22 protein-coding genes are annotated in these 23,753 nt (G+C 73.2%); 15 read left to right on the top strand and 7 right to left on the bottom strand.

The features are described 5' to 3' along the window. Positions 1-303: 303 nt before the first annotated feature. Genes E1284_RS16800 through E1284_RS16780 form a run of 5 tightly spaced genes read left to right on the top strand, consistent with a single transcriptional unit; the run spans position 304 to position 6,635 of the window. Positions 304-1,542 (top strand): ABC transporter substrate-binding protein, encoded by a 1,239-nt coding sequence (locus E1284_RS16800; RefSeq protein WP_131940031.1) that lies wholly within the window; start codon positions 304-306, stop codon positions 1,540-1,542. Positions 1,543-1,549: 7 nt separating this feature from the next. Then, positions 1,550-2,425 (top strand): branched-chain amino acid ABC transporter permease, encoded by an 876-nt coding sequence (locus E1284_RS16795; RefSeq protein WP_131940030.1) that lies wholly within the window; start codon positions 1,550-1,552, stop codon positions 2,423-2,425. Further along, positions 2,418-4,247 (top strand): branched-chain amino acid ABC transporter ATP-binding protein/permease, encoded by a 1,830-nt coding sequence (locus E1284_RS16790; RefSeq protein ID WP_131940029.1) that lies wholly within the window; start codon positions 2,418-2,420, stop codon positions 4,245-4,247. Before E1284_RS16795 ends, E1284_RS16790 begins: the two co-directional genes overlap by 8 nt. Then, positions 4,244-5,002 (top strand): ABC transporter ATP-binding protein, encoded by a 759-nt coding sequence (locus E1284_RS16785; RefSeq protein ID WP_131940028.1) that lies wholly within the window; start codon positions 4,244-4,246, stop codon positions 5,000-5,002. The genes E1284_RS16790 and E1284_RS16785 overlap by 4 nt, the downstream gene beginning before the upstream one ends. A gap of 1 nt (position 5,003) precedes the next feature. After that, the gene (locus tag E1284_RS16780) at positions 5,004-6,635 is read left to right on the top strand and encodes an AMP-binding protein (RefSeq protein ID WP_131940027.1); all 1,632 of its coding nucleotides are present in this window, start codon (positions 5,004-5,006) and stop codon (positions 6,633-6,635) included. A gap of 94 nt (positions 6,636-6,729) precedes the next feature. On the opposite strand, the gene E1284_RS16775 is transcribed toward E1284_RS16780, so the two are convergent. Beyond that, on the bottom strand, positions 6,730-7,383 hold the full coding sequence (locus tag E1284_RS16775; protein WP_131940026.1) for a TetR/AcrR family transcriptional regulator: 654 nt from the start codon (positions 7,381-7,383) through the stop codon (positions 6,730-6,732). Between the two features lie 86 nt (positions 7,384-7,469). Between E1284_RS16775 and E1284_RS16770 the strand changes: the two genes are divergently transcribed. From E1284_RS16770 to E1284_RS16735, 8 genes are read left to right on the top strand one after another with little or no spacing between them, the layout of a single operon-like run. Further along, positions 7,470-8,438, top strand: a complete 969-nt coding sequence (locus E1284_RS16770; protein WP_131940025.1) for an amidohydrolase family protein — start codon at positions 7,470-7,472, stop codon at positions 8,436-8,438. After that, entirely contained in the window at positions 8,435-9,178 is a 744-nt protein-coding gene (locus E1284_RS16765; protein WP_165965305.1) for an SDR family NAD(P)-dependent oxidoreductase, read from the top strand. Before E1284_RS16770 ends, E1284_RS16765 begins: the two co-directional genes overlap by 4 nt. Beyond that, a complete protein-coding gene (locus tag E1284_RS16760; protein ID WP_131940023.1) occupies positions 9,175-10,002 on the top strand; it encodes an enoyl-CoA hydratase-related protein in 828 nt (275 codons plus the stop codon). The genes E1284_RS16765 and E1284_RS16760 overlap by 4 nt, the downstream gene beginning before the upstream one ends. An 11-nt stretch (positions 10,003-10,013) precedes the next feature. After that, entirely contained in the window at positions 10,014-10,790 is a 777-nt protein-coding gene (locus E1284_RS16755; RefSeq protein WP_131940022.1) for an SDR family NAD(P)-dependent oxidoreductase, read from the top strand. Further along, complete coding sequence (locus E1284_RS16750) at positions 10,790-12,460, top strand: CocE/NonD family hydrolase (protein ID WP_131940021.1); 1,671 nt, start codon at positions 10,790-10,792, stop codon at positions 12,458-12,460. The genes E1284_RS16755 and E1284_RS16750 overlap by 1 nt, the downstream gene beginning before the upstream one ends. After that, the gene (locus E1284_RS16745; protein WP_243714534.1) at positions 12,460-13,275 is read left to right on the top strand and encodes an alpha/beta fold hydrolase; all 816 of its coding nucleotides are present in this window, start codon (positions 12,460-12,462) and stop codon (positions 13,273-13,275) included. Before E1284_RS16750 ends, E1284_RS16745 begins: the two co-directional genes overlap by 1 nt. A 1-nt stretch (position 13,276) precedes the next feature. Continuing rightward, a complete protein-coding gene (locus E1284_RS16740) occupies positions 13,277-14,071 on the top strand; it encodes an enoyl-CoA hydratase/isomerase family protein (protein WP_165965304.1) in 795 nt (264 codons plus the stop codon). Further along, entirely contained in the window at positions 14,068-14,820 is a 753-nt protein-coding gene (locus tag E1284_RS16735) for an SDR family oxidoreductase (RefSeq protein WP_131940018.1), read from the top strand. Before E1284_RS16740 ends, E1284_RS16735 begins: the two co-directional genes overlap by 4 nt. A gap of 233 nt (positions 14,821-15,053) precedes the next feature. Here E1284_RS16735 and E1284_RS16730 read toward each other — a convergent pair whose 3' ends face one another. From E1284_RS16730 to E1284_RS16715, 4 genes are all read right to left on the bottom strand, one after another. After that, positions 15,054-15,647: a TetR/AcrR family transcriptional regulator gene (locus E1284_RS16730; protein ID WP_131940017.1), complete on the bottom strand. Its 594-nt coding sequence runs from the start codon at positions 15,645-15,647 to the stop codon at positions 15,054-15,056. 44 nt (positions 15,648-15,691) lie between these two features. Then, a complete protein-coding gene (locus E1284_RS16725) occupies positions 15,692-16,411 on the bottom strand; it encodes an ABC transporter ATP-binding protein (protein ID WP_207923790.1) in 720 nt (239 codons plus the stop codon). Positions 16,412-16,422: 11 nt separating this feature from the next. Next, positions 16,423-17,553, bottom strand: coding sequence for an ABC transporter permease (locus E1284_RS16720; RefSeq protein WP_131940036.1), 1,131 nt, complete (start codon positions 17,551-17,553; stop codon positions 16,423-16,425). 171 nt (positions 17,554-17,724) lie between these two features. Next, the gene (locus tag E1284_RS16715; protein WP_131940015.1) at positions 17,725-18,966 is read right to left on the bottom strand and encodes an NAD(P)/FAD-dependent oxidoreductase; all 1,242 of its coding nucleotides are present in this window, start codon (positions 18,964-18,966) and stop codon (positions 17,725-17,727) included. Between the two features lie 249 nt (positions 18,967-19,215). Here E1284_RS16715 and E1284_RS16710 point away from each other — a divergent pair, with 249 nt between their 5' ends. Continuing rightward, complete coding sequence (locus tag E1284_RS16710) at positions 19,216-20,718, top strand: cryptochrome/photolyase family protein (protein WP_131940014.1); 1,503 nt, start codon at positions 19,216-19,218, stop codon at positions 20,716-20,718. A gap of 90 nt (positions 20,719-20,808) precedes the next feature. Here E1284_RS16710 and E1284_RS16705 read toward each other — a convergent pair whose 3' ends face one another. Together E1284_RS16705 and E1284_RS16700 are read right to left on the bottom strand one after the other, a co-directional pair. Then, positions 20,809-22,104 (bottom strand): cryptochrome/photolyase family protein, encoded by a 1,296-nt coding sequence (locus E1284_RS16705; protein WP_131940013.1) that lies wholly within the window; start codon positions 22,102-22,104, stop codon positions 20,809-20,811. Then, a complete protein-coding gene (locus E1284_RS16700; protein WP_131940012.1) occupies positions 22,101-22,547 on the bottom strand; it encodes a tryptophan-rich sensory protein in 447 nt (148 codons plus the stop codon). The genes E1284_RS16705 and E1284_RS16700 overlap by 4 nt, the downstream gene beginning before the upstream one ends. A 201-nt stretch (positions 22,548-22,748) precedes the next feature. On the opposite strand from E1284_RS16700, the gene E1284_RS16695 reads away from it, so the two are divergent. Beyond that, positions 22,749-23,753, top strand: a 1,005-nt coding sequence (locus E1284_RS16695) for an RNA polymerase sigma factor (protein WP_131940011.1), incomplete at its 3' end; no start/stop codon positions are given.

Genomic DNA, 23,753 nt, shown 5'->3' with positions numbered 1-23,753 from the left:
AACGGGGGTGCGGTTACATTTGCTATTGGTTCAGTTGCATTTGGGTCCGCTCGGCAGGTCGAAGGCTGACCAGGCGTCGGGCGCCGAGTCGGATCCGGTTCCATTCGGTTTGTGCTTCCGGGCTCCCGTCCGGGCTCGATGTTCCGGACGGTCAGCGACCACCCCGCCCTGACCTGGTCACCGGAGGCTGCCCCGGAGCTCATGGGCGCACGGCTCGCGGCCCCTTGAGAACTGCCAGACGTCCCTTGACGTGGATCGAGGGGAAGTATACAAACGTTCATACACCAAATCGAGGAGGCGGCCTTGTTCACTTACCGGACGGACGGGATGTCCCGGCGAGGGTTCCTGGCGGGCGCCGCGTCCGCCGCCGCGCTCGGCGTGGTCGGGCTGGGAACGGCGGCGTGCGGGAGTTCTGGGGGCGGTGGGACGAAGGCCGCCCGGATCGGGTGGGTGGAGCCGAAGACCGGCCGGCTCGCCGCCGCCTACAAGCCGATCTACGTCGGCGCGAGGCTCGCCTTGGAGGACATCAAGGCGGCCGGCGGGCTGCTCGGGGAGGCCGTCCAGGTCACCGAGCACGACGACAAGGGGAGCCCGGCCAGCCAGCCGGCGGTGGCGCAGCGGCTGATCCGGGACGAGCCCACCTTCGTCGTCGGCCCGACCGGGAGCTCGCAGGTGCTGGCGTCGGTGACGGCGCTCTCCCGCGCGAAGCTGATCCAGTCGGCGTGGGGCGGCGCGGAGCTGCTCGGCGACGGCGACCGCTTCCCGCACCACTACCAGCTCGTCTACAACACCACGCAGCAGGCCGGGGTCGCGGCGCGCTTCCTGTACGAGGTCCGCGGGCTACGCAAGATCGGCATCATCGTGGAGAACTCGGAGTTCGGCACCTCGATCCGGGACGCCGTCGTCAGGACGCTGCGGGATGCCTACTCCGCCGAGCCGGTCGCGGTCGAGGTGTTCGAGGTGGACGCCTCCGACATGACGCCGTTCGTCCGCAACCTGGAACGCGCCGGCGTGGACGGGCTGGGGCTGTTCACCGGCCAGCCGCAGGCGACGATCCTGATCCTGCGGGCGATGGCGGCTAGCGACTTCCATCCGGTGATCGTGTCGCACGACCTCAACTACATCGACGCGCTCGGCGAGTTCCCCCGCGCGCTGCTCGACGGTTTCTTCGGCACCACCTACCGGGGGCTCACCTACACCGGTCAGGAGCAACCGTCCGCGGGGGTGCGCAAGCTGGTCGAGCGCATCAACAAGCACCCGGACACCGCTGGCCTCGGGTACTCGGCGGTGACCAGCCCCTACTACGACTACATGATGCTGATGGCCAAGGTCGTCGAGGACACCAAGAGCACCGATCCGGCCAAGCTCAAGGCCGCCCTCGACAAGGTCAGCGGCCACCAGGGCATCCGGGCGAAGGTGTCGTTCACCGCGAAGCGGCACTCCGGCATCGCCGACGAGGACATCACCATCGGCACTCTCATGTCGGCTAAGGAGCCGGAGAGCCTGGGCGGGGTCCTGCGCCGGCGCGCGGACGGGGTGTGACCGTCCGATGATCGCCGACATCCTGGTCGCCGGGCTCGTCTTCGGCAGCCTGTACGGCCTCGTCGCGATGGGATTCAACGTGCTGCACCGGCCGACGAACGTGGTGAACTTCGCGCAGGGCGAGCTCATCATGATCGGCGCGATGCTGATGGCCGCCACGGGGATCGGCGGGCTCCCCTGGGGGATCGCCGCGGTCTGCGTGATGGCCGTCGTCGCGGTGGTGGCTCTGGCCGAGGAGCGGGTGGCGGTCACCCCGGTGCTGCGCCGGTCGTCCCACGCCGCCGGCTGGGTGATCACGACGCTGGCGTTCTCGCTGCTGATCGCGGAGGCCGCCGGACGGCTCTGGACGGACCAGCCGAGCACCGTCGCGCCGCCGTGGCCGCTGTCCCTGGACGTCAACGACGTGGCGGGGGTCCGGTTCTCCAGCTACCAGGTCGCGGTGGTGGCGGTCGCCGTCGCCGTGGTGCTGCTGCTCGGCCTGCTGGACCGCTCCCGGCTCGGCACCGCGCTGCGCGCGGTGGCCGCCGACCGCGACGGCGCCCGGCTGCGCGGCATCGACCCGAGGGCGCTGACCCGGCGCTCCTTCCTGCTCGGCGGCGCCCTGGCGGGGCTCACCGGAGTGCTGGCGGCGCCGCTGCTGCTGGCCTCGGTGACGATGGGCCTCGGCCTGCTGATCAAGGGGTTCGCCGCCCTTGCGGTCGGCGGGATCGGCGACAATCGCGGTGTGCTGGTGGCCGGGTGGGTGCTCGGCACCGTCGAGGCCGCCGGCGCCGCCTACGCCTCGCCCGGTTCGCAGTCGGTCGTCCTGTTCGGGGCGATGCTGCTCATCCTGCTGGTCCGGCCCAACGGCCTGCGCGGTCTGGCGGTGCAACGTCATGTCTGAAATCCTCCGGACCCGGTCCGGCGCCGTACGGCGTGCCGCCCCCTGGCTCGTCCTCCTGGCGGCGGCCGCCGTGCTGCCGCTGGTGAGCCGCGATCCCACGATCACCTACCTCGCCACCACGGCCGCGATCTACGTGGTGGTGGGGACGGGGCTGAACATCATGTTCGGCTACACCGGCCAGGTCTCGCTCGGCCAGGGCGCGCTGGTCGCCGTCGGCGCCTATACGACCGGTGCCCTCATGGCCGACCACGGCTGGACGTTCTGGGCGGCGGCCCCCGCGGCGGTGGTGGTCACCACGGCCGCCGGGACGCTGATGGCGCTTCCCGCGTTCCGGCTGTCGTCCTGGTACATCGCGCTGGTGACCCTCGGCGCGGCGATGGCGGTGCGCAGCCTGCTGGTCGAGTTCGAGGGACTGACCGGGGGCTGGTCCGGGCTGGTCGGCATACCGCGGCCCGCACTCGGGTCGTGGGAGCTGGGAGAGCGGGACGTCCTCTGGCTGGTCATAGCCGTGAACGTCGTACTGTTCGTCATGGTCCGCAACATCGTCGACTCCCGCCTGGGCCGGGGCATGATGGCCGTCCGGGACGCGCCGGAGATGGCGCGGAGCGTCGGCGTCGGCCCCGCGCGGACGAAGCTGTTCGCGTTCGCCTGCGGCGGCGCCACCGCCGGGATGGGCGGGGCGCTGCTGGCCGTCCACCACGGGCTGGTCACGCCCGACGACTTCACGCTCGACTTCTCGATCCTCTTCCTGCTGGTGGTCATCATCGGCGGCGCGGCGCGCCTGGCGGGCCCGATCATCGGCACGCTGCTGTTCTTCGCGCTCCCGGAGTTGCTGACGGGGCTGGCGGAGTGGCGCGGCCTCATCTACGGCGCGGCGCTGCTCGTGCTGATGGTGTACGCGCCGCGGGGCGTCGCGGGGGCGTGGGACAAGCTGCGGGCACGTTACCGGAACGGACGCGTGCCCGCGGCCGATGCCGTGGAGGACACCGCCGTCGAGGACACCGCGGTGGAAGACATCGCCGTGGAGGACGCCGCGGAGGTGGGGCCGCCGCGCGGCGAACCGCTCGGCGTCGAACTGTCTGGCGTCCGCAAGTCCTTCGGCGGCGTGCACGCCCTGCGCGGCGTCGACCTCACCATCGAGCCCGGCAAGGTGCACGCGATCGTCGGGCCGAACGGGTCGGGGAAGACGACCCTGCTCAATGTGATCAGCCGCCTGCTGCGGCAGGACGAGGGACGGATCCTCCTGGGCGCCGAGGACGTCAGCCGGGCCACTGCCGAGCGGCTCGCCCGGCGCGGTGTCGCGCGCGTCTTCCAGACGCCGCGGCTGCTCGGGGCGTCGAGCCTGCGCGACAACGTCCTGCTCGGCGCCTACGCGCGCGAACGGGCGGGCGGGCCGGCGACCGTCCTGCGGCTGCCGCGGGCCCGCCGCGAGCGGGCCGCGCTGGTAGCGGAGGCCGACCGGCTCCTGTCCGGCCACGGCCTGGCGCGGCGGGCGGACGAGGAGGCCGCCGCGCTGCCGCACGGCGAGCAGCGGCTGCTGGAGGTGGCGCGGGCCCTGATGGCGCGGCCGCGCCTGCTGCTGATGGACGAGCCGGCGGCCGGGCTCACCCCGCGGGAACTGGAGGCGCTGGGACGCCTGATCCGCGCGATCCGCGACGCCGGCACCACCGTCGTCCTGGTGGAACACCACATCGAACTCGTCGCGAACGTCGCGGACGTGGTGACGGTCCTGGACCGGGGCGAGCTGGTGACGTCGGGGGCGCCGCAGGAGGCCCTCGGCGACGCGCGGGTCGTCGAACTGTACTTGGGGGCACCCGCATGACGGCGCAGGGCGAGGAACTGATCAGCGTGTCCGGGCTGAGCTCCGGCTATGGGGCTGTGCCGGTGGTCCGCTCGGTGGACCTCACGGTCCGGACGGGCGAGATCTTCGCGGTGGTCGGCGGCAATGGAGCGGGGAAGACCACCCTGCTCAGCACCGTCTCGGGGCTGCTGCGCCCCACGTCCGGGTCGGTGTGGTTCGCCGGCGTCGACATCACCGGGTGGAGCCCCGAGCGGATCGTGGCGCACGGTCTCGTCCACATCCCCGAGGGGAGGCGCCTGTTCACCGGGCTCACGGTGGCCGAGCATCTGCGGCTCGGGCTTTGGAACGTCCCGAACCGGCGCAGGGTGGAGCGGGAGCGGACGGAACGGGTCGTCGATCTGTTCCCGGTGCTGGGCGAGCGGATGGACGCCTACGCGGAGGTGCTCAGCGGCGGGGAGCAGCAGATGCTCGCCATCGGCCAGGCGCTGATGCGCGAACCCCGGCTGCTGCTGCTGGACGAGCCGTCCATCGGCCTGGCGCCCGTGATCATCCAGCGGGTGTTCGCGGTGGTGGACCGGCTCCGCGAGCACGGCCTGACGGTGATCCTGGTCGAGCAGCGCGTCGGCCAGGCGCTGGCGCTCGCCGACCGGGGGCTCGTCATGCGGCACGGCAGGGTCGAGGCGTCCGGGGACGCCGCCGAACTGGCGGCGGACCCCGCGCTGCGGGCCGCCTACCTGGGCGCTGCGGCGGCCGGCGGGCAGCGGATCGAGGAGTGACATGAGCGATGAATGGTGGGGCCCGGCGGTGCCCGAGGCCGAGGACTGCGTGGTCGGGGAGCTCCTCGTCCGCCGTGCCGCGGAACACCCCGACCGGGTGTACGCGGTCTTCGAGGACGGGACGCGGTGGACGTACGCCGAGACCCTGGCCGAGGCCGAGCGGGTCGCCGCCGGGCTGTACGGCCTGGGTGCGCGGCCGGGTGACATGGTCGTCTCCTGGCTGCCGAACGGGCCCGACGCGCTACGCGTCTGGTTCGGCGTGAACCTGATGGGCTGCACCCTCGTCCCGCTCAACACCGCCTATCGCGGGGGGCTGCTCGAACACGCGATCCGGCTGTCCGGAGCGCGGGCGGCGGTCGTGCACGCCGATCTGGCGAGTCGCCTGGACGAGATCGACACCGGAGCGCTGGAACGCGTGGTGGTGCTCGGAGCGCGCGACGCCCGGCCGGAGGCGCCGGGGTTGGAAGTGCTCGGACCGGAGGCGCTGGCTTCGCCGGCCAGGGGATTCCGGCCGGACGCGTCGGCCAGGCCGTGGGACCCGTACGCGGTGATCCTGACGTCCGGGACGACCGGGCCGTCGAAGGGCGTCCTGTGCTCCTACGTCCAGCTCGCGGCGTGTGCGCACGCCGCGTTCGGGGGTTTCGGGGCGGCCGATCGCTACATGGTGAACCTGCCGCTGTTCCACGCGGGCGGCACCATCGGGACCTACGCCGCGCTACTGTTCGGCGGCGGGATCAGCCTGGTGAGCGCGTTCGACACCGAGTCGTTCTGGCCGGCCGTCCGCGCGACGGGGACCACGCACGTCACGCTGCTCGGCGTGATGGCGACGTTCCTCGGCAAGCGCCCGCCCTCCCCAGAGGACCGGGCGCACCCGCTCCGGCGCGTCTTCATGATCCCCCTCATCGAGGACAGCGCGGCGTTCGCCGAGCGCTTCGGCGTCGACGTCGTCGCCATGTTCAACATGACGGAGGTCTCGATCCCGATCATCTCCGAGCCCGGTCCGGGGGTGCCGGGCACGTCCGGGCGGCTGCGGCCGGGTGTCGAGGCCCGGGTCGTCGACGCGCACGACCGGGTGGTCCCCGACGGGGAGGTCGGTGAGCTGGTGCTGCGCACCGCCCAGCCCTGGGCGATGAACTCCGGCTACCTCGGGATGCCCGACGCGACGGCGCGGGCCTGGCGCAACGGCTGGTTCCACACCGGGGACGCCTTCCGCACGGTGGACGGCGAGTACTTCTTCGTGGACCGGATGGGCGACACGATCCGGCGCCGCGGCGAGAACATCTCCTCGGCCGAGGTGGAGGCCGAGCTGCTGGCGCATCCGTCGGTCCGGGACGCCGCGGTGGTCGCGGTGCCGAGCCCGCACGGCGAGGACGACGTGCTCGCGGTCGTCGCGCCCGTGGACGGCGAGGCGGTCGACCCCGCCGAGCTGCTGCGCTTCCTGATCCCGCGCATGGCGCACTTCATGGTGCCGCGCTATGTCCGGGTGGTCGGCGCGCTGCCGCACACGCCGACGAACAAGGTCGAGAAGCACCGGCTGCGCTCGGAGGGAGTCACGGCGGACACGGCCGACCGCGAGCTGCTGGGCGTGGTCGTCCGGCGGGACCGCATCGGCGGGACGTCCGCCACCCGCTGAGCCGGCCCCGGAGCCGCCCCGACCGGAGGACCCGCCGGCCCCGCCGACCGGCGCGTCCTCCGGTCGTCGCGCGTGCAGGCCGTCCGCCGGGGCGTCAGGCCTGCTGGGGGTCGACGCCGACGAGCTGCAGGGCGAGGAAGGCGTACTGGTCGGCGAGTTCCCGGGCCGACACCGCGCCCTCCGGCCGGAACCACTGCCCGGCGTTGATGCACATGTCGAGGATGGCCTTGGCGACCACGTCCACCTGGGCCGGGCGCGGCGACCGCGGGTCGCTCAGCCGGAAACGGCCGGCGGCCAGGCCCCGTTCCAGGGTCCGCTCGAAGATCCGGCGGACGCGCCGCTGGGCGTCCAGGACCTCGCGGGCCTGCTCGGGCGGGAGGTGGCGCCATTCGGTCCGGGCGACGAGGCCCTCGACGCGCCGTTCGGTGTGGAAGAGCGTCAGCTCCCGCACCAGCTCGGCCAGTTGCCGGTCGGGCAGGTCGCCGCCGTGCAGGAGGCCCTCCTCCAGCAGCGCCTCGGAGTCCTCGTGCGCCCGCTTGAGGATGGCGTAGAGCACATCCTCTTTGGACCCGTAGTGGTTGTAGAGCGAGCCCGCGGTGACACCGCACGCAGCGGTGATCTTGCGGACGCTGGTGGCGGGGAACCCGTCCTCGTAGAACAGGCGCGCCGCCTCATCGAGGATCCGCCGGCTCATCGAGGCCGCGGCCGGTGTGCCGCCGGCGGTCGTCCGGGAGCGTGTCGTAGCCACGCTTTGACGCTATCACCACATGAACGTTCATTGACCTGTCTTCATGGAATCTGGTAAACAAACGTTTGTACACAAGGGAGGCCGTGATGCGTGAACCGGTGATCGACGTCTGCGAGGTCGCCTACGACACCGAATGCTGGACGGCCTATCTGCGTTCGCTGGCCACCGTCGCGCCGCGGTACCTCGTCCTGTTCGCCGGGCGGCTCGCCGCCCTCACCGGACGGACGCACGGCGAGGTCGCGGCGGCGGCGGCGCGCGATCCGGCCGCGGCGGCGGAGCGGCTGGCCGCTGCCCTCGGACGCGGTTTCGACATCGACCGCCATGTCGCCGCGCTCGCCGAGACGGGCGTGGCCCATCAGGTCCTGCACGGTGGGCCGTGGCCCGTCGGGGACGGCACCGTCAACGACCGGGTCGCCGCATACGCCGCCCGGCACCCCGACCGGCTCAGCGCGTGGGCGGGCGTCAGCCTCGCCGATCCGCGGGCCGGGCTCGCCGAAGCGCGCCGCGCGCTCGGCGAGCTCGGCGCGACGGGCCTGTCGGTGATCCCGTTCCTCGACGGCGTCGACCCGTCCGGGCCCGAGCACGCGGAGTTCTGGCGGTTCGCCGCCGGCAGCGGCGTCCCGGTGTGGCTGCACTGCGGGCAGCACTTCCGCTCCGACGTCCCGATCGATGTCTCGGCACCGAGCGTGCTGGACCGGATCGCCGGCGCCCACCCCGGCCTCGTCCTGGTCGCCGGCCATGGAGGATGGCCCTGGGTCACCGAGATGCTGGCCGTGGCCCAGCGGCACGCCAACGTCCACCTGGAGTTCTCCTCGCACCGTCCGTCCAGGATGGCGGCCCGGGGATCGGGCTGGGAGGCGCTGCTGACGCTGGGCGCCGGGCCCGTCCGGGACCGGGTCATGTTCGGCTCGACCAGCTGGACGCAGGCCCGCCCGCCCGCCGCGCTCGCCGCCGAGGTCACCCGGCTCGGCCTGCCGGACGACACCGTCCGGGCCTGGCTGCACGGCAACGCCGAGCGGCTGCTGCACCGGGCGCGCTCCGGAGCGGCGGCGTGAAGGGCCGCCGGGTCCTGGTCACCGGCGCCGCCGGGGGCATCGGCACGTCGCTGGTCGCCGAACTGCTCACGCACGGCGCGCGGGTGCTGGCGACCGACGTCGACGCGGCCGGGTGCCGCCGCCTGGAACGGCGGTTCGGCGACGAGGTCGTGGAGGGCCGGCTGCACACGATGCCGCTCGACCTGACCGGGGACGGGGCGCCGCGGCGGCTCGTCGCCTGCGCGGCCGAGCGGCTCGGCGGGCTCGACGGCCTGGTCAACAACGCGGGCGTGGAGCACCGTGCGGCGCTGGGCGAGCACCGCACCGCCGACTGGACGCGCGTGCTGGAGATCAACCTGTCGGCGCCGTTCCGGCTGGCCCGCGAGGCGGCCCCCGCCCTCGCCGGGCGGCCGGGCGCCGCCGTCGTCAACGTCTGCTCGATCGCGGTGACCGGGTTCGCCGGGCAGGCCGCCTACGACGCGAGCAAGGGCGGGCTGCTGAGCCTGACCCGGTCGCTCGCCGTCGAACTGGGCCCGCTCGGCGTCCGCGCGAACGCCGTGTGCCCCGGCTTCATCGACACCCCGATGCTCGATGAGAGCGGGCTCCGCGGGCTGGCGGAGAAGGTCGCCGCGGGGCTGCCGCTCGGCCGCTGCGGGTACCCGGAGGAGGTCGCCGCCGCGGTCGTGTGGCTGCTGGGAACGAGCGCCGGTTACGTGACCGGCCAAGCATTGTTCGTCGATGGAGGGATGGTCAGAGCATGACGCACGGGCAGGGGAGCACGGCGTCCGGAACCGGCGGGGTCCTGCTGGTCTCGCGGCCGGCGCCGGGGGTGCTGTGGCTGACCATGAACCGTCCGGCCCAGCGCAACGCGCTCGACCGCGCGCTGGGCGAGGAACTGCTGCGGGCACTGGAGCGCGCCGAGACCGACCCGCGGGCGCGGGTGGTGGTGCTGACCGGCGCGGGCAGCGCCTTCTGCGGCGGGGACGACCTCGGCGCGGTGGACGAGCACATCGCCGGGGAGCGCAGGCACTCGCCGGTGCTCGGGGACACCGCCGACCCGGTGTACCTGCGGATCGTCGAGGCGATCGTCACGGCGCCGCAGCCGGTCATCGCGGCGGTCAACGGCCCCGCGGCCGGGGCCGGCACCGAGCTGGCCTGCGCCGCCGACCTGCGGATCGCCTCGGGCACGGCCCGGATCGGCAGCTGCCTGGTGAACGTGGCGCAGACCGGCACCGCCGTGATGCTGGCCAGGATCGTCGGGGCCGCGAAGGCGACCGAGATCTACCTGTCCGGGGGGCTGCTCGACGCCGCCGACGCCGAACGCCTCGGCATCTACACCCGGGTCGTCCCCCCGGAGGACCTGCGGGACGCGGCGCTCGCCGAGGCACGGCGCCTCGCGGCCGGCCCGACCCGCGCGATCGGGCTCTACAAGCAGCTGCGCGAACGGGTGTACGGGCAGCCGCTGGAGCAGGCGCTCCGCGTCCAGAACGGCTTCCACATCCGCACCAACAGGGAAGTCCATGACGCGGTCGAAGGTGCGCGTGCCTTCGTGGAGAAGCGCGACCCCGAGTTCACCGGCCGCTGAGGAGGCACACCATGACCATGACCACGACGGACGGCGACGTCTTCGGCCGACTCGACGGCAGGGTCGTCCTGATCACCGGCGCGGCGAGCGGGATCGGCGCGGCTTCGATGCGGCTGTTCCGCGCCGTGGGCGCCGAGGTCGTCGGCGTGGACCTGACCGCGGGCAAGGGGATCGTCCAGGCGGACGTCTCCGATCCCGCCCAGGTCGCCGAGGTCGTCGAGGGGGTGGTCGCCCGGCACGGCCGGCTGGACGTCGTCCACGGCAACGCCGGCGTCAACGTCCCCGGCCGCCCGCACAGCCTCACCGACGCCGACTACCGCAAGGTGATGGGCGTGTGCTGCGACGCCAACTTCTACCTCGTGCGCTCCGCCGTCGGGCACATGCGCGCGGACGGCGGCGTGTTCGTGTTCACTTCCTCGATGTGCGGGGTGGCGGCGACACCGCGCTCCCCGGTCTACAACATGGCCAAGCACGCCCTCATAGGCCTCGCGCAGTCGGTCGCCGTCGACTACGGCGCGCAGGGGATCCGCGCGGTGGCCCTCGTCACCGGGCCGACGCACACCGGGATGGTGGACGAGCTGTGGCCGCCCGGCCCGCTCCGCGACTCCCTCGCCGCGACCACCTCCGCCGGACGGCTGGCCACCCCCGAGGAGCAGGCCCGCGCCGCGGTGTTCGCCGCGCTGCCCGGCAGCTCCTTCCTCACCGGCTGCGCCCTCACCGTGGACGGCGGCGCGACCGCCGGATGGAACGAGATGGCCCGGACGATGCTCACCCTGAAGGCGGTGTGATGACGGAACTGGGACGCATCGAAGGCGGCGTCGAAACCCCGATGCGGGATGGCGTGCTCCTGCACGGCGACCTGTGGCGGCCCCCGTCCCCGGCCCCGGTCGTGATCTTCCGGACGCCGTACGGGCGGCGGCAGATCAGCTCCGACACGCTGCACCCCCAGCACTGCCTGGCCGGGGGGTTCGCCGCCCTGGTGCAGGACACCCGCGGCCGCTTCGACTCCGGTGGCGAGTGGCAGGCCATCATGTGGGAGCAGGAGGCCGAGGACACCTACGACACCGTGGAGTGGGCGGCGACGCAGCCCTGGTGCGACGGCAACGTGTTCCTCGCGGGCACGTCCTACCTCGGTATCGTCGCCTGGCTCGGCGCGGCGGAGCGTCCGCCGCACCTGCGGGGCATCGCCCCGGCCATGACGACCGGCGCGGCGGCGGACGTCCGCGACACCGGCGGCGCGCTGCGGCTCGACCACCTGGTCGGGTGGCTGGCCTACATGGCGGCCGACTGGCTGGGCCGGCAAGGGCCGGACGCCGACCCTGCGCTCGTCGCGAAGGTGGCGTCGCTGATCCACGACCCGGAGCGGGCGATGCGGCGGCTCCCGCTCGCCGACATGCCGGAACTGGACCTGCCCGGATTCCCGATCCGGATCGGCGACCTGCTGGACGGCCGCGTCCGGGCCCTGCCCGACTGGGACCACGCGGCCGTCGAGGTGCCGGTCCTGTCGGTGACCGGCTGGTACGACGTCTACGCCACCGCGACCATCCGCGGCCACCAGGAGATGCGGCGGCTGCGCCCGGACCTGCGGCACGAGTTGATCGTCGGACCCTGGGCGCACACCGGCGCCCTGACCCATCTGCAGGGCGAGGTGAACTTCGGCGTCGCTGCCTCGGCGGCCGCCGCGCGGCTCCCCGCCCGGCACCTGGACTTCTTCCGCCGCTGCCTGGACGGGCCGGGCGAATCCGCCCCCGTCCTGTACTTCCTGATGGGCGCGGACGAATGGCGCACCGCCGAGCGGTGGCCCCCCATGGACACCGCCGGCCATGCCCTGTACCTGACTGGCCCCGCAATCGCGGGCGGACCGCCCGGCAGGCTGACCGCCGTGCCCGCCCCGGCGGGCCCGGCAGAACCCGACGGCTACGTCCACGACCCGTCCGACCCGGTCCCGAGCCGCGGCGGCCGCGTCCTGCACCTCGGCCGCCTCGCCCCCGGGCCGCTGGACCTCGGCCGCATCGCCACGAGACCTGACGTCCTGCTCTATCTCAGTGAGCCGCTCGACGAGGACACCGACGTCACCGGCCGGGTCCGGCTGCGGCTCTCCTTCGCCACCGACGCCGCGGACGCCGACGTGATGGCCCGCCTGGTGGACCGGCTACCGGACAGCCGGCTGCTGCCGGTCTGTGAAGGAGTGGTCCGGCTGAGCCACCGCGACGGCCCGGGCACCACCGTGCCGCGCGGAAAACCGCTTCAACTGGAGATAGACCTCGGACATACAGCCCAGCGATTCAGCGAAGGCCACTGCATCGGCCTGCTGCTGTCCAGCAGCAACTTCCCGCACTTCGACCGCAATCAGGGCGACGGGGAGCCGACCGCCACGGCCGGACCCGGCACACCGTCCACCCAGAGCGTCCACTACGGCGCGTCGGTCCTCCTCCTGGGCGACGAGGCAGAGCCGTGATGCTGCGGCACCGGACCGTCCAACGCACCGGCTGCGAGATCCACTACTGGACCGGCGGCCCGGGCGACGGACCCCCGATCGTCTTCACCCACGGCGCCACCCTCGACCACCGCACGTGGGAACCACAGGTCGAGAGGTTCGCCGCCCTGCACCGGATCATCCTGTGGGACGTCCGGGGACACGGCCGCTCCATCCCCAACCGGGCCCCGTGGTCCCTGAACGCGGCCACGGAAGACCTGCTCGCGATCCTCGATCGGGAGGACATCGACCGAACCGTCCTCGTCGGCCAGTCGATGGGCGGCAACCTCTCCCAGGAGATCGTCTACCACCACCCCGACAGGGTTTCGGCTCTGGTCGCGCTGGGCTGCGCCGGGAACACCCTGCCGCTGTCACGCCGGGAACGGCTCCAGGCCGCGGCGGTCGTCCGCATGCTGCCCTGGTACCCGCGCAAGGCCCTGACCCGCCAGGAGGCCAAGGCGTCCGCCCGGGATCCGCGCGTCCGCGAGTACGTGCGCGACACCGCGAGCAGGATGTCGCACCCGGACATGGTCGCGGTCATGGCGAGCCTGGTCGGCGCCCTCCACCCCGAGCCCGCGTACCGGATCGAAATACCCGAACTGCTGCTGCACGGCGAACACGATCGACTCGGCAACTTCCGCACCGCCATGCCCGTCTGGGAACGCCGGGACCCGCTGGCGCGGTACCTCGTCGTCCCGGACGCCGCCCACCTGGCCAACCAGGACAACCCCGAATTCTTCAATGACGCCGTGCTGCGCTTCCTCGCCGAGCACGGACTCGACTCACGCAAGGACTGACATGACGATGTGGACCCGGAAGGACGGCGACGGCGTCGCCGTCCTCACCTACCGCAACCCGCCGCGCAACTTCCTCACCTTTGCCGCGCTCGAAGAACTGGACGCGGAACTCGCCCGGCTGGAAACCGACCCGGACATCAGTGTCGTAATGCTCACCAGCGGCGTCCCCGGCTACTTCGTCGCACACGCAGACCTGGACGAACTCGCCGAACTGTCCCGGGGACCGGTGCCGCGAGCCAAGATCTGGTACACCGCGATGCGGCGCATCGAGCGCCTCCCGCAGCCCGTGATCGCCGCAATCGACGGCCAAGCCTGGGGTGGCGGCCTCGAACTGTCCCTGGCCTGCACGCTGCGCTGGGCCTCGGCCGACGCCCACTTCAGCCTTCTGGAGACCGCGCTCGGCATCATCCCCGGGGCAGGCGGCACCCAGCGCCTCGCCAGGCTGATCGGCCCGGGCCGAGCCGCCGATGTCGTCCTGTCCGGTGACGTCCTCACCGCCGAACAGGCCGGGACGGCCGGAATCGTCGAGCGGGTACTCCCCACCCCCGTCTTCCAGGCGGAGGCATTGCGACTGGCCCACCGCATGGCGTCCCGTCCCGCCGCCGCGCTCGCCGCAGCGAAACGCGCCCTGATCGAGGGCTCCCGGCTGCCGCTGACCGAAGGTCTCCGCCTCGAGGCCGGGCTCTTCGCGGAACGGCTCGCCAGCCCCGAGTCCCGGGAACTCCAGCAGGACGCGCGGCGCCGTTACACCGAGGCGGCCGACGACGACCGCATCACCTTCGGGGACCGCCGATGAAGACCGCCGTCATCACCGGCGCCGGCCGCGGCATCGGCCGCGCGGCCGCGCTCGCGCTCGCACACGACGGCTACGCCGTGGCGGTCGGCTACCACCGGAACGCCGACTCCGCCGCCGAAGTCGTCGATGAGATCCACCGCAACGGCGGGCACGCCGCCGCCTTCGCGCTGGACGTGGCGGACCGGGACCAATGCGCGGAGTTCGTGCGCACTGCGGGTGAACGCCTCGGCCCCGTGCTCGCCGTCATCTCCAATGCCACGGGCTTCGGCGCGACCTCGCCGGCGCTGGGAAAGGCGCTCGACACGCCCTGGCACACCTACGAGCAGATGTTCGCCACCCGCGTCGGCTCCCTCCTCGCCCTGGTGGCGGCGGCACGCCCGCACCTGGCCGGCGGGGGCCGCGTCGTGACGACCGTGAGCACCGGGACGAGCAGGCACGTCCCCGGCTACGCCGCGATCGCCGCCGCCATGGCCGCGGCCGAGTCCGTCGTCCGCTACCTCGCGGTGGAACTCGGCCGCGACGGCATCACCGTCAACCTGGTGAGCGGGGGCGTGGTGGCCACGGACGCGCTGCGCGACATCAGCCCCGACCCGGAGCGCCTCCTGTCCGCCGCCGCCCGCGCCACCCCTCTGGGCCGCGCCGGCACCCCCGAAGACCTCGCCGGCGTCGTCTCGTTCCTGTGCGGCGACAAGGCCGCCTGGATCACGGGCCGCTCACTCACCGCCGACGGAGGCAACTCCCTCCGCTGATCTCGTAGCCACCCCCCCCGCAGAGGCGCCGCCCCCGCACGGCGTCGGCATCGGCTACACCGGCCCCCGGGCCCAGCGGAGAACTCGGACACAGCCGAAGGCCGGGCCCGAGTGCCGTCTCAGGCTGCCCAAAGCAGCCCGACATGTACAAATAGCGTGTCCGAGGGGTGAGAGATCCGGTAAGCCCACGGCACATCGCTGCCACCGGCGTGCTGTCGGCCGCGGGACGGCGGTCATGCCGGACGCGGCGCCGCTGAGTGCAGGTAGGGGGCGAGCAGCTCGTGGGCGAGGCGGCGGGCGGCGCGTTCGGCCAGGCCGTCCTCGATCATCCGGCTCAGGCTGTAGACGAGCGATTGGACGAGTTCGGCGGTCCGGTCGGGGTCGTACGCGCCGTGCTCGGCCAGGGCTGCGCGGAGCGGCGTCTGGAGTTCGTCATGGAGGAGCCGGCTTGAGTTGGCGAGTGCGTCGGTGCGGCCGGTGGACGCGAGGGCGCGGGCCAGCGCGTGGTCGCCGCGGGCGACGAGGCGGAGGTTGGCGTTGACGTAGGCCAGGACACGGTCGCCGGGGGTCCTGGCCTTGCCCATCTGTTGCCGGACGTAGGCCGACCAGCGGGGGAAGGTGTCGACGATGAGGGCGTCGAGCAGATCGTCGCGGGAGGTGAAGTAGGCGTACACGCTGGAGCGGGCGAGCCCGGCCCGGCGGGCGACCGCCGCAAGGCTGGGGGCTCGCTCGGTCTCCTCGGAGAGCAGGGTGCGGGCGGCGTCGAGCAGGGCGGTCCGCTGCGCGGCCCGATGCTCGGCGACGGTCGGCGCCTGGATCTTCGGCACACTGCCCCCTCTCTCACCGGCCGCGGCTCCGGCAGGCCCGCCCGTCAGCCGAGTGCGGCCAGCCGCCCGTCGATCATCTCGTACACGGTGTCGCAGTGTTCGAGGACGTCATGATCATGGGTCACCATGACGGCCGCCACGCCGTGCTGCCGAGTTTCGCGGGCGAGCAGCCGGACGATGTCGTGGCTGCGCGCCCGGTCCAGGGCGGCGGTGGGCTCGTCGACGAGCAGCACGCTCGGCTCGGTCACCAGGGCCCGGGCGATGCCGACCCGCTGCCGCTCCCCGCCGGACATCTGGTGCGGGTACCGGTCGGCCTTGTCCGCCATTCCCACGTCCTCCAGCAGCGCGAGCGGGGCGCGGCCGGAGCGCTCGCGGCGCGGCCGGAACCGCAGCGGCAGCCGGAGCTGGTCGAAGGCGGTGAGCGCCGGGACCAGGTTGCCGGACTGGAAGACGAACCCGATGTGCTCGCGCCGCAGCTTCGCCCTGGTCCTGGCGCCGGCGGCCGTGATGTCGGTCCCGGCGACCGTGACCGTGCCCCGGTCCGGGCGGGCGAGGCCGCCGGCCACCGCGAGCAGGCTCGACTTGCCGGCGCCGGAGGGGCCGACGATGGCGGCCAGCTCGCCGGGGCGCACGACGAGGTCGACGTTGTCGAGGGCCTGCACGGTCTCGGTGCCGTCGCCGTGCTGGAGGCAGACCCTCTCCATGTGCAGTCCCGGACGGTCGGGCGCGCCGGTGGCGCCTCCCCGCGCTCCGGCGGCGGGCATGGTCTGGCCGGTCATCGGTTTCCTCCGAGGGCGGTGGCAGGGTCGATGGACGCGATCCGGGCTACGGCGGTCCCGGCGCCGATGAGCCCGAGCAGGACGAGCCCCGCGGCGGCGGTGGTGACACTGGGCGCGCTGAGCGCGAACGGCGCGCCGCCCCCGGTGATGAGCGAGCCGAGTCCGACACCGATCCCCGCGCCGACCGCGACGGCGGCCAGCAGCAGGATGAACGCCTGGGTGAGCGCGTCGCGCAGCAGCCACCCTCTGGACGCGCCCATGGCGCGCAGCACGGCGACCTCGTGCTTGCGCTGGATCGCCCAGACCGCGAAGAACGCTCCGACGACCAGCGCGGAGATGGCGTACAGGAATCCCTGGATGAGCTGGAGCGTGGACGTCTCGGCGGTATAGCCGGGCGAAGCTCCGTAGGACTCCTTCAGGGTGAGGCTCTCGGTGCCGGCGGCGGCGTCCCCGGCGGCCAGGTCGACGGAGGCTCCGGGCTTCGCGCGCACCGCCACGGCGGTGATGTCCTGAGCGGCGTGCGCGGGCACGGGGTCGCCCGGCGCCGCCCCGGCTTTGATCAGCTGCCAGGTCCGCAGGGGCACATAGGCCACGTCGACGTGACCGAAGGTGTTCTGTCCCGCGGTGGCGCCCACGACCCGCAGCTTCGTCCCGAGCCGGTCGACCGTGATCGTGTCGCCGATGTGCAGGCCGGCGTCCAGGGCCGTGCCGCTGACGACGACGCCGTCCGCGCCGCTCAGCCGCGAACCCCTGCTCACCTCGGGCGACAGGAACGACTCCGGCGCAACCCCGAACAGCGCGAGGTCGATGTCCACGCCCCGGTCGCTCTTGGCATTGATGAGCGTGTTGCCGTAGGGGGCCGCCTCCGCCACACCCGGCCGGCCCCGCCAGGCGTCCACGGCGGACATCCCCACCACGCTCCGGGAGAAGGCGGAGTCGTGCTGGACGCCGTGCTCGAACGCGAACGAGGTGACCGGCAGGTTCTGCAGCCCGGACACCCCGTCCCTGACCAGCCCCACCGACAACCCGGACAACATCACCATGAGGACCGCGATCAACCCCACGACGGCCCCCATCAGCCCGAACCGGACCTTGGCGAACCGCAGCTCACGAACGGCGAGGAACATCAGCCCCACACCCGCTTTTTTGTCGACATCATGTCGACAACTTATCAACACGTTGTCGCCAACTTACGCGGATGCCGCGACCGCCTCAACGCGTCATACATTGGTGGGCACGGACCGCCGGCTCACGGCGCCGGATCGCGCAGGTGGCCCGGTCGAGCCGGCCGTCCTCGCTCATCCCGAGATCGGGACGGTCGTCCGCAGGAGGGAGTCGGCGAGGACGGCCTGCGCGGCGCGGCGTCCGGACACCAGGGCGCCCTGGATGGAGCCGGTGTCGCGGTGGTCGCCGCAGACGTACCGTCCGGGCCGGAGCCGCACCGGCTGCCGCATCCGCAGCGGCGGCGGCATCGCGGGGAGCGCCGCCTCGACGGGATAGGTCCCGATGAGCCGCCATCCGGAAGTGTCGCCGTAGATCTCGGTCAACCGCTCCAGCACGCGTGATTCGTCCGCATCGAGGCCGAGCACGGACGTCGAGATGAGCGCGCGGCCGTCCGGGGAGTAGCGCGGGGCCGCGTCGGTGAGGACCAGCGTGTCGGCGATGACGCCCTCGGCGTCGATGATCTGGATCGGCTCACGCAGCGGCGAGGAGGGAGCCACGTGGTAGAAGGTCGTTACCGCGCGCATAACGGGTGCTTCGACCTCGGGCAGCAGCCGGGCCGCCTGGACGGGGTCGGTGGCGACGACCACGGCGCGGGCCTGGACGGTGGAACCGTCGCCGGTCCGCACACCGCCGTCGGTGATCTCCTGGACGGCTGTGTCGAGCGAGATCGTCCCTTCGGGCAGCCGGTCGGCGAGTTGCAGGGGGATGCGGCCCATTCCCAGCGCGGGGAGGGTGATGGTGCCGCGGACGAACGACCGCCAGATCAGGTGGAAGTACCGGCTGGAGGTCTCCAGGTCGCCTTCCAGCAGCACGCCGGACAGGAACGGGCGCATGAGCCGGTCGATCATCACATTGGACAGGCCCCGCAGCCGGAGTTCGTCGTAGGTGCTTCGTTCGGGGCAGTCGCGCAGCCAGGAACCGGAGGCGGCCAGGTCCCGGGCGCTCATCGCCGCCAGCGCCGCCTTGTCGCCGATGGTGCCGATATCGGCGAGGACGCCGCTCAACGCGTGCTCGGGATGCCTCCATGGCAGCATCACCCGCTCCCGGCGGCCTCGGTGGAACACCAGCAGACCGGACGAGAACGGCTGGAGGTCCAGGGCCGCGTAGTCCAGAATCTGCCGGGCCTCGGGATAAGCGGTGTTGAAGACCTGAAAACCGCGGTCGAGGCGGAACCCGTCCACCACGTCGGTGCGCACCCGGCCGCCGATCCCGTCGGACGCCTCCAGTATCCGAACCGGCACACCGGCCTGGTGCAGCCGCACGGCACAGGCCAACCCGGCCAGTCCCGCCCCCACGATGACGACGCTTTCGGGCATCGCTTCCCCCTCCCCGGAGCGGCCGTCCCGGCCGCACGGCGCCGGTTTCTCCTGCTCAGCGCGATCGACTCGGCAACATCCGTTCCTGGGGCACCATGCCCGCCGTGTCCGTGGTCACTCCGAGCCCGGCCCCGACGGGAGGAACGCGTGCGGGTCTGGCGGGCCTCGCGCACCAGCGCGCCGTCTGTGCCCGCGGCGGCTCGTGCGCCACACTGAGCGGACGTCCAGGCATCTCGGGGGAGGATGCGCATGGGGGCGCACGACCGCTCGAAGGCCGCGTTCCACTGGCTGTTCGGGGACCAGTTGGGCCCGCACTTCCTGCGGCCCGACAGCCAGATCGTCATGATCGAGTCGCGCGGGGTCTTCCGGCGGCGCCGCTTTCACCGTGCCAAGGCGCACCTGCTGCTGTCCGCGATGCGGCACCGCGCGGCCGAACTCGGTGACCGGGTGCGCTACATCCAGGCGGAGACTTACCGTGACGGCCTGGACCGAGCCGTCGGCGACGCGCCCGTGACCGTCCATCACCCCACGTCCCACGGCGCCCTTCGCTTCGTGCGGGAACTGGAGCAGGTGGAGGTCCTGCCGCCGCGCGGGTTCCTCGTGCAGCCGGACGCGTTCGGCCGCTGGGCGGACTCCGCGGGGCACCTGCGGATGGAGGACTTCTACCGGCACGTGCGCCGGGCCCACGATCTGCTGATGGACGGCGGGGAGCCCGCGGGCGGGAAGTGGAACCTGGACACCGACAACCGCGAGGCCCCGCCCAAGAGCGCCGCGGTACTGCCGGTGCCGGCACCCTACCGGCCGCGTGAAGACGCCATCGACCACCAGGTCAGGGCCGATCTGGACCGGTGGGAGCGGCGCGGGGAGGTAGCGTTCGTCGGCCGGGACGGACCACGCCTTTTCCCCGCCGACCGCGCCGAGGCCCGGCGAGCCCTGCGCGCATTCGTGCGGAAACGCCTGCCCACCTTCGGCCCGTGGGAAGACGCGGTGCTGGCCGAGGACTGGGCCATGAGCCACAGCCTGCTGTCCGCTTCGCTCAACCTCGGGCTGCTGGATCCGGCGGAGTGCGTCGAGGCCGCCGAGAACGCCTACCGCGCGGGCGAGGCACCGCTCAACTCCGTCGAGGGCTACATCCGGCAGGTCGCCGGCTGGCGCGAGTACATGTGGAATCTCTACTGGCACCTCGGGCCCCGCTACCGCGAGTCCAACGCCCTGGGGCACCACGCGCCGCTGCCGGACTGGTTCGCCCGCCTGGACGCCGACGCCGTGCGGGCGCGCTGCCTGTCGACCACTCTGGCGCAGGTCCGTGACCGGGGCTGGGTACATCACATACCCAGGCTGATGATCTTGGGCAATCACGCCCTGCAGCGCGGCTGGGATCCGGCGGCGGTGACCGACTGGTTCCACCGCTGCTTCGTCGACGGATACGACTGGGTGATGCTCCCCAATGTGATCGGCATGTCCCAGTACGCCGACGGCGGCCGCATCACCACCAAGCCGTACGCTTCCGGCGGCGCCTACATCAACAGGATGAGCGACCTGTGCGGCCCCTGCGCCTACCGGCCCACCGAACGCGTCGGCGAGCGGGCGTGCCCCTACACCGCCGGCTACTGGGAGTTCATTCACCGCCACCGCGAACGGCTGGCGCGCAACCACCGCACCGCCCGCGCCGTCAAGCAGCTCGACCGCCTCGGCGACCTGGACGACGTACTGCGCAACGCGCGGCGCCGCGACCCGGACGCGGCACCCTGACCGAGGGCGCCCTGGCGTCTGGATGCCGCGCCGCCGATGCCGTCCTGGCCGGCCTGCCCGGCTGAGCCGCGAACGGGCCGCGCCGACCGATCATTCGGGAAGCAGGATGGGCTCCGGGTAGCCGAGCGCGCGCCGCCGTCCCGCCGGCAGGGCCCACGGGCGGTGGACGCGCGAGCCCTCGATCCCGGCGAGTTCGGGAACGTACCTGCGGACGTAGTCGCCGCGCGGGTCGAACCGGGACGCCTGCCGGAGCGGGTTCATGACCTGGTCCGGCCGGGTGCTGTTGCCGGTGCCGGCCACCCACTGCCAGTTCCCCGCGTTGTCGGCGATGTCGCCGTCGGCGAGCAGGTCGCCGAAGTGGCGCAGGCCGTCCCGCCAGTCGATCCCGAGATCGCGGGTCAGGAACGAGGCGGTGATGAGCCGTGCGCGGTTGTGCATGAAGCCCTCGCGGCGCAACTGGCGCATGCCCGCGTCCACGATCGGGACGCCGGTCGTGCCGCCGCGCCACGCGGCGAGGGCGTCCTCGTCGTCGTTCCACCGCCGCCCGCGCGGCCGGTAGTCGTCCCTGGGCAGCGCGGGGAAGGCCGCGGCGACCTGGTGGTGGAAGTCGCGCCACGCCAGCTGGCGGCGGAACGCGTCCGGCCCGGCCGCCGCCAGTTCCCGCGGCGAGACGCAGCCGAACTTGAGGTACGGGCTGAGCCGGGACGTGCGGTCGGCGGCGAGATCGTCGTGGACCTCCTCGTACGCCGCGGCGTCCTCGCGCAGCCACGCCGCCAGGCGTTCGCGTGCCTTCCGCTCACCGCCGGGCGCGAGATCGGGGGAGGGTGAGCCCTGCGTCAGCTCGGCGAGCCGCGGCAGCGCGCCCGCGTCGACGCCCGACGGCAGGCGGACCGCCTCGGGCACGTCCACGGGCGGACGCCACCGGACGGCCTCCCAGGCCCGCCAGTACGGGGTGAACACCCGGTAGTGGTCGCCGCCGGCGGGCGTGACCTCGCCCGGCGGGACGACCGTGATGCCGGGGTGCGCCGAGACGTCCAGTCCGAGCCCGCGCAGGCCGGCGAGGCGCCGGGCGGCGAACGCCGACCGCTCGTCGGCGACGAACAGCGAGCCGGCGTGCGTCCTGTCCGCCAGCCGGGCGACCTCCGCGACCGGGTCGCCGCGCACCACCACCAGGTCACCGCCCAGCTCGCGCAGCGAGGCCCGGAGGTCCGCGAGGGAGTCCAGAAGGAATCGGACGCGGTTGGGCACGGCGAACGGACCGTCCAGGATCGCCCGGTCGAGAACGAACACCGGAACGACGCGGCCGGCCGCGCAGGCGGCGGCCAGCGCGGGATTGTCGTGCACCCGCAGATCACGGGTGAACAGCATGATCGAGGTGCTCGTCACCGGCGCCCGCTCCCGGACGGACGGTTGCGGTGGGCGCCGTTCAGCGCGATGGCGAACCCGCACCATGCCGCGTAGGGGACCAGCGCGGCGGCCGCGGCGGCGTCGGCGCGGGCCGTGCGCCGGATCAGTTCGGCGTCGCCGACGTCCAGCGGCGCCGTGCCCACGACTCCCGCGTCCGGGCCGCAGCGGCCGAAGAGCGGCGTCCACACGACCCCGAACGTCCAGGGCGGCGGCTGCCATGGCGGCTGGGCCGGCGACCGGTACCAGGCGCTGTCGGCGTCGACCGCCTTGGCGCCCACCGCCGCGGTCACCGCCGCCGCGGTGGCCCCGTACGTCCGCCACCGGCCGCTCACCGGCCCGCCGCCCGTTCCATCTCCGGCCTCATGCACCCAGCCCTGCCCACTGAGGCCGCATTCGCACGTCCGCACCGGCAAGAACCCCATCACCGTGCGCGTATACGGGGCGAGGCGCCGACGTATCCGCCGGTAGTGTCCTCGGCGCATGGAAGAATCGCTACGCACAGGAACCGTTCGCTTCTCATCCGTCGCCATCGTGCACTAGAGTCCCGTGCCCAAGTGTGTTCGGGCGCCCCCCCGCCCGTATTCATAACAGTTGCTCCCACGGCCACCTCCCGAGGAGGTCATATGCACGGGGACCTGGAAACCCTCTACGACGCCCATGCCCACCGTCTTTACGCGCACTGCTGGTCGCTGCTGGGCGACCAAGGCGCGGCCGACGCCCTCCGAGAGACGCTCACCCGGGCGATGCGGAACCCGCCGCGCGGCGAGACGGTGCTGTGGCTGCACCACCTGGCCCGTACGGTCTGTGCCGAGCGTGGGGCGTTCGGCGGCCGTGGCCGTCCCGTCTTCGCCCAGGCGGCCACCGACCCGCTGCTGGACGGGATCGGAAACCTGTCCGCCGGCCACCGTGAGGCCCTGCTGCTGTCCGCGGGTCAGTGGCTGGAGGTCCGCGACATCGCCGCAGCCCTGGACATCTCGCCGGGCAGCGTGCGCGAACTCCTGCACGAAGCGCGCACCGCACTGGAAAGCTTCGTCCTGGACGTCCTCATCCGCGGACACGCCGACCCCGGCGAGCACATGGACGTCATCGCGGCGTTCGAGAAGGGACGGCTCCCGCACCTCCTGGCGCGCCGCGCCTCCATCTGGGCGCCTGCGCCGCTGCGCGACCAGGTGCTCGCCGCCGCCGAGCGCGACGAGGCCGGCGGCGTCCAGGCGGAGCCCGTCGCTCCGGCCGACCACCTCGTAGTGATCGACTCGGCTACCGAGGCCGCCGCCGCGAAACGGGAACGCTCCCGCCGCCGCAGAGCCGCCCTCAAGGGCGTCGGCGGCGTGACCGGGGTGGCAGCCACGGTCGCGGCCGGCCTGGTGATGACGTGGCCGTCCTCCGGCGGCGGCACGTTGAGCGCCATCGGACCGCACGAAGGCAGCACCCGTCCCGCGCCCGTACCGGCGGGCGGCGTCACCGATGGCACTCCGGAGACCCCGGACACCGGGGCGAACAGTGCCGCGCCGACGCGGACTCCGACGCCGACGACCGAGGAGCGGGCCCCGGTCACGGAGAAACCCGCACCTTCGGACGGCGGCGCCGCCGACCCGACGACGACCCCGGAGCACGACGCTCCGCCCACG

Source organism: Actinomadura bangladeshensis, assembly GCF_004348335.1.
Taxonomy (GTDB): Bacteria; Actinomycetota; Actinomycetes; order Streptosporangiales; family Streptosporangiaceae; genus Spirillospora; species Spirillospora bangladeshensis.
The sequence above is the reverse complement of the archived record's forward strand: the minus strand, read 5'-3'. Positions and strand labels throughout refer to the sequence as shown.

Coding starts and splice junctions, on each gene's coding strand:
- E1284_RS16795 (WP_131940030.1), top strand. CDS start 1,550: ATGATCGCCGACATCCTGGTCGCCGGGCTCGTCTTCGGCAGCCTGTAC.
- E1284_RS16790 (WP_131940029.1), top strand. CDS start 2,418: ATGTCTGAAATCCTCCGGACCCGGTCCGGCGCCGTACGGCGTGCCGCC.
- E1284_RS16785 (WP_131940028.1), top strand. CDS start 4,244: ATGACGGCGCAGGGCGAGGAACTGATCAGCGTGTCCGGGCTGAGCTCC.
- E1284_RS16780 (WP_131940027.1), top strand. CDS start 5,004: ATGAGCGATGAATGGTGGGGCCCGGCGGTGCCCGAGGCCGAGGACTGC.
- E1284_RS16770 (WP_131940025.1), top strand. CDS start 7,470: ATGCGTGAACCGGTGATCGACGTCTGCGAGGTCGCCTACGACACCGAA.
- E1284_RS16760 (WP_131940023.1), top strand. CDS start 9,175: ATGACGCACGGGCAGGGGAGCACGGCGTCCGGAACCGGCGGGGTCCTG.
- E1284_RS16755 (WP_131940022.1), top strand. CDS start 10,014: ATGACCATGACCACGACGGACGGCGACGTCTTCGGCCGACTCGACGGC.
- E1284_RS16750 (WP_131940021.1), top strand. CDS start 10,790: ATGACGGAACTGGGACGCATCGAAGGCGGCGTCGAAACCCCGATGCGG.
- E1284_RS16745 (WP_243714534.1), top strand. CDS start 12,460: ATGCTGCGGCACCGGACCGTCCAACGCACCGGCTGCGAGATCCACTAC.
- E1284_RS16740 (WP_165965304.1), top strand. CDS start 13,277: ATGACGATGTGGACCCGGAAGGACGGCGACGGCGTCGCCGTCCTCACC.
- E1284_RS16735 (WP_131940018.1), top strand. CDS start 14,068: ATGAAGACCGCCGTCATCACCGGCGCCGGCCGCGGCATCGGCCGCGCG.
- E1284_RS16725 (WP_207923790.1), bottom strand. CDS start 16,411: ATGCCCGCCGCCGGAGCGCGGGGAGGCGCCACCGGCGCGCCCGACCGT.
- E1284_RS16720 (WP_131940036.1), bottom strand. CDS start 17,553: ATGTTCCTCGCCGTTCGTGAGCTGCGGTTCGCCAAGGTCCGGTTCGGG.
- E1284_RS16715 (WP_131940015.1), bottom strand. CDS start 18,966: ATGCCCGAAAGCGTCGTCATCGTGGGGGCGGGACTGGCCGGGTTGGCC.
- E1284_RS16710 (WP_131940014.1), top strand. CDS start 19,216: ATGGGGGCGCACGACCGCTCGAAGGCCGCGTTCCACTGGCTGTTCGGG.
- E1284_RS16700 (WP_131940012.1), bottom strand. CDS start 22,547: ATGGGGTTCTTGCCGGTGCGGACGTGCGAATGCGGCCTCAGTGGGCAG.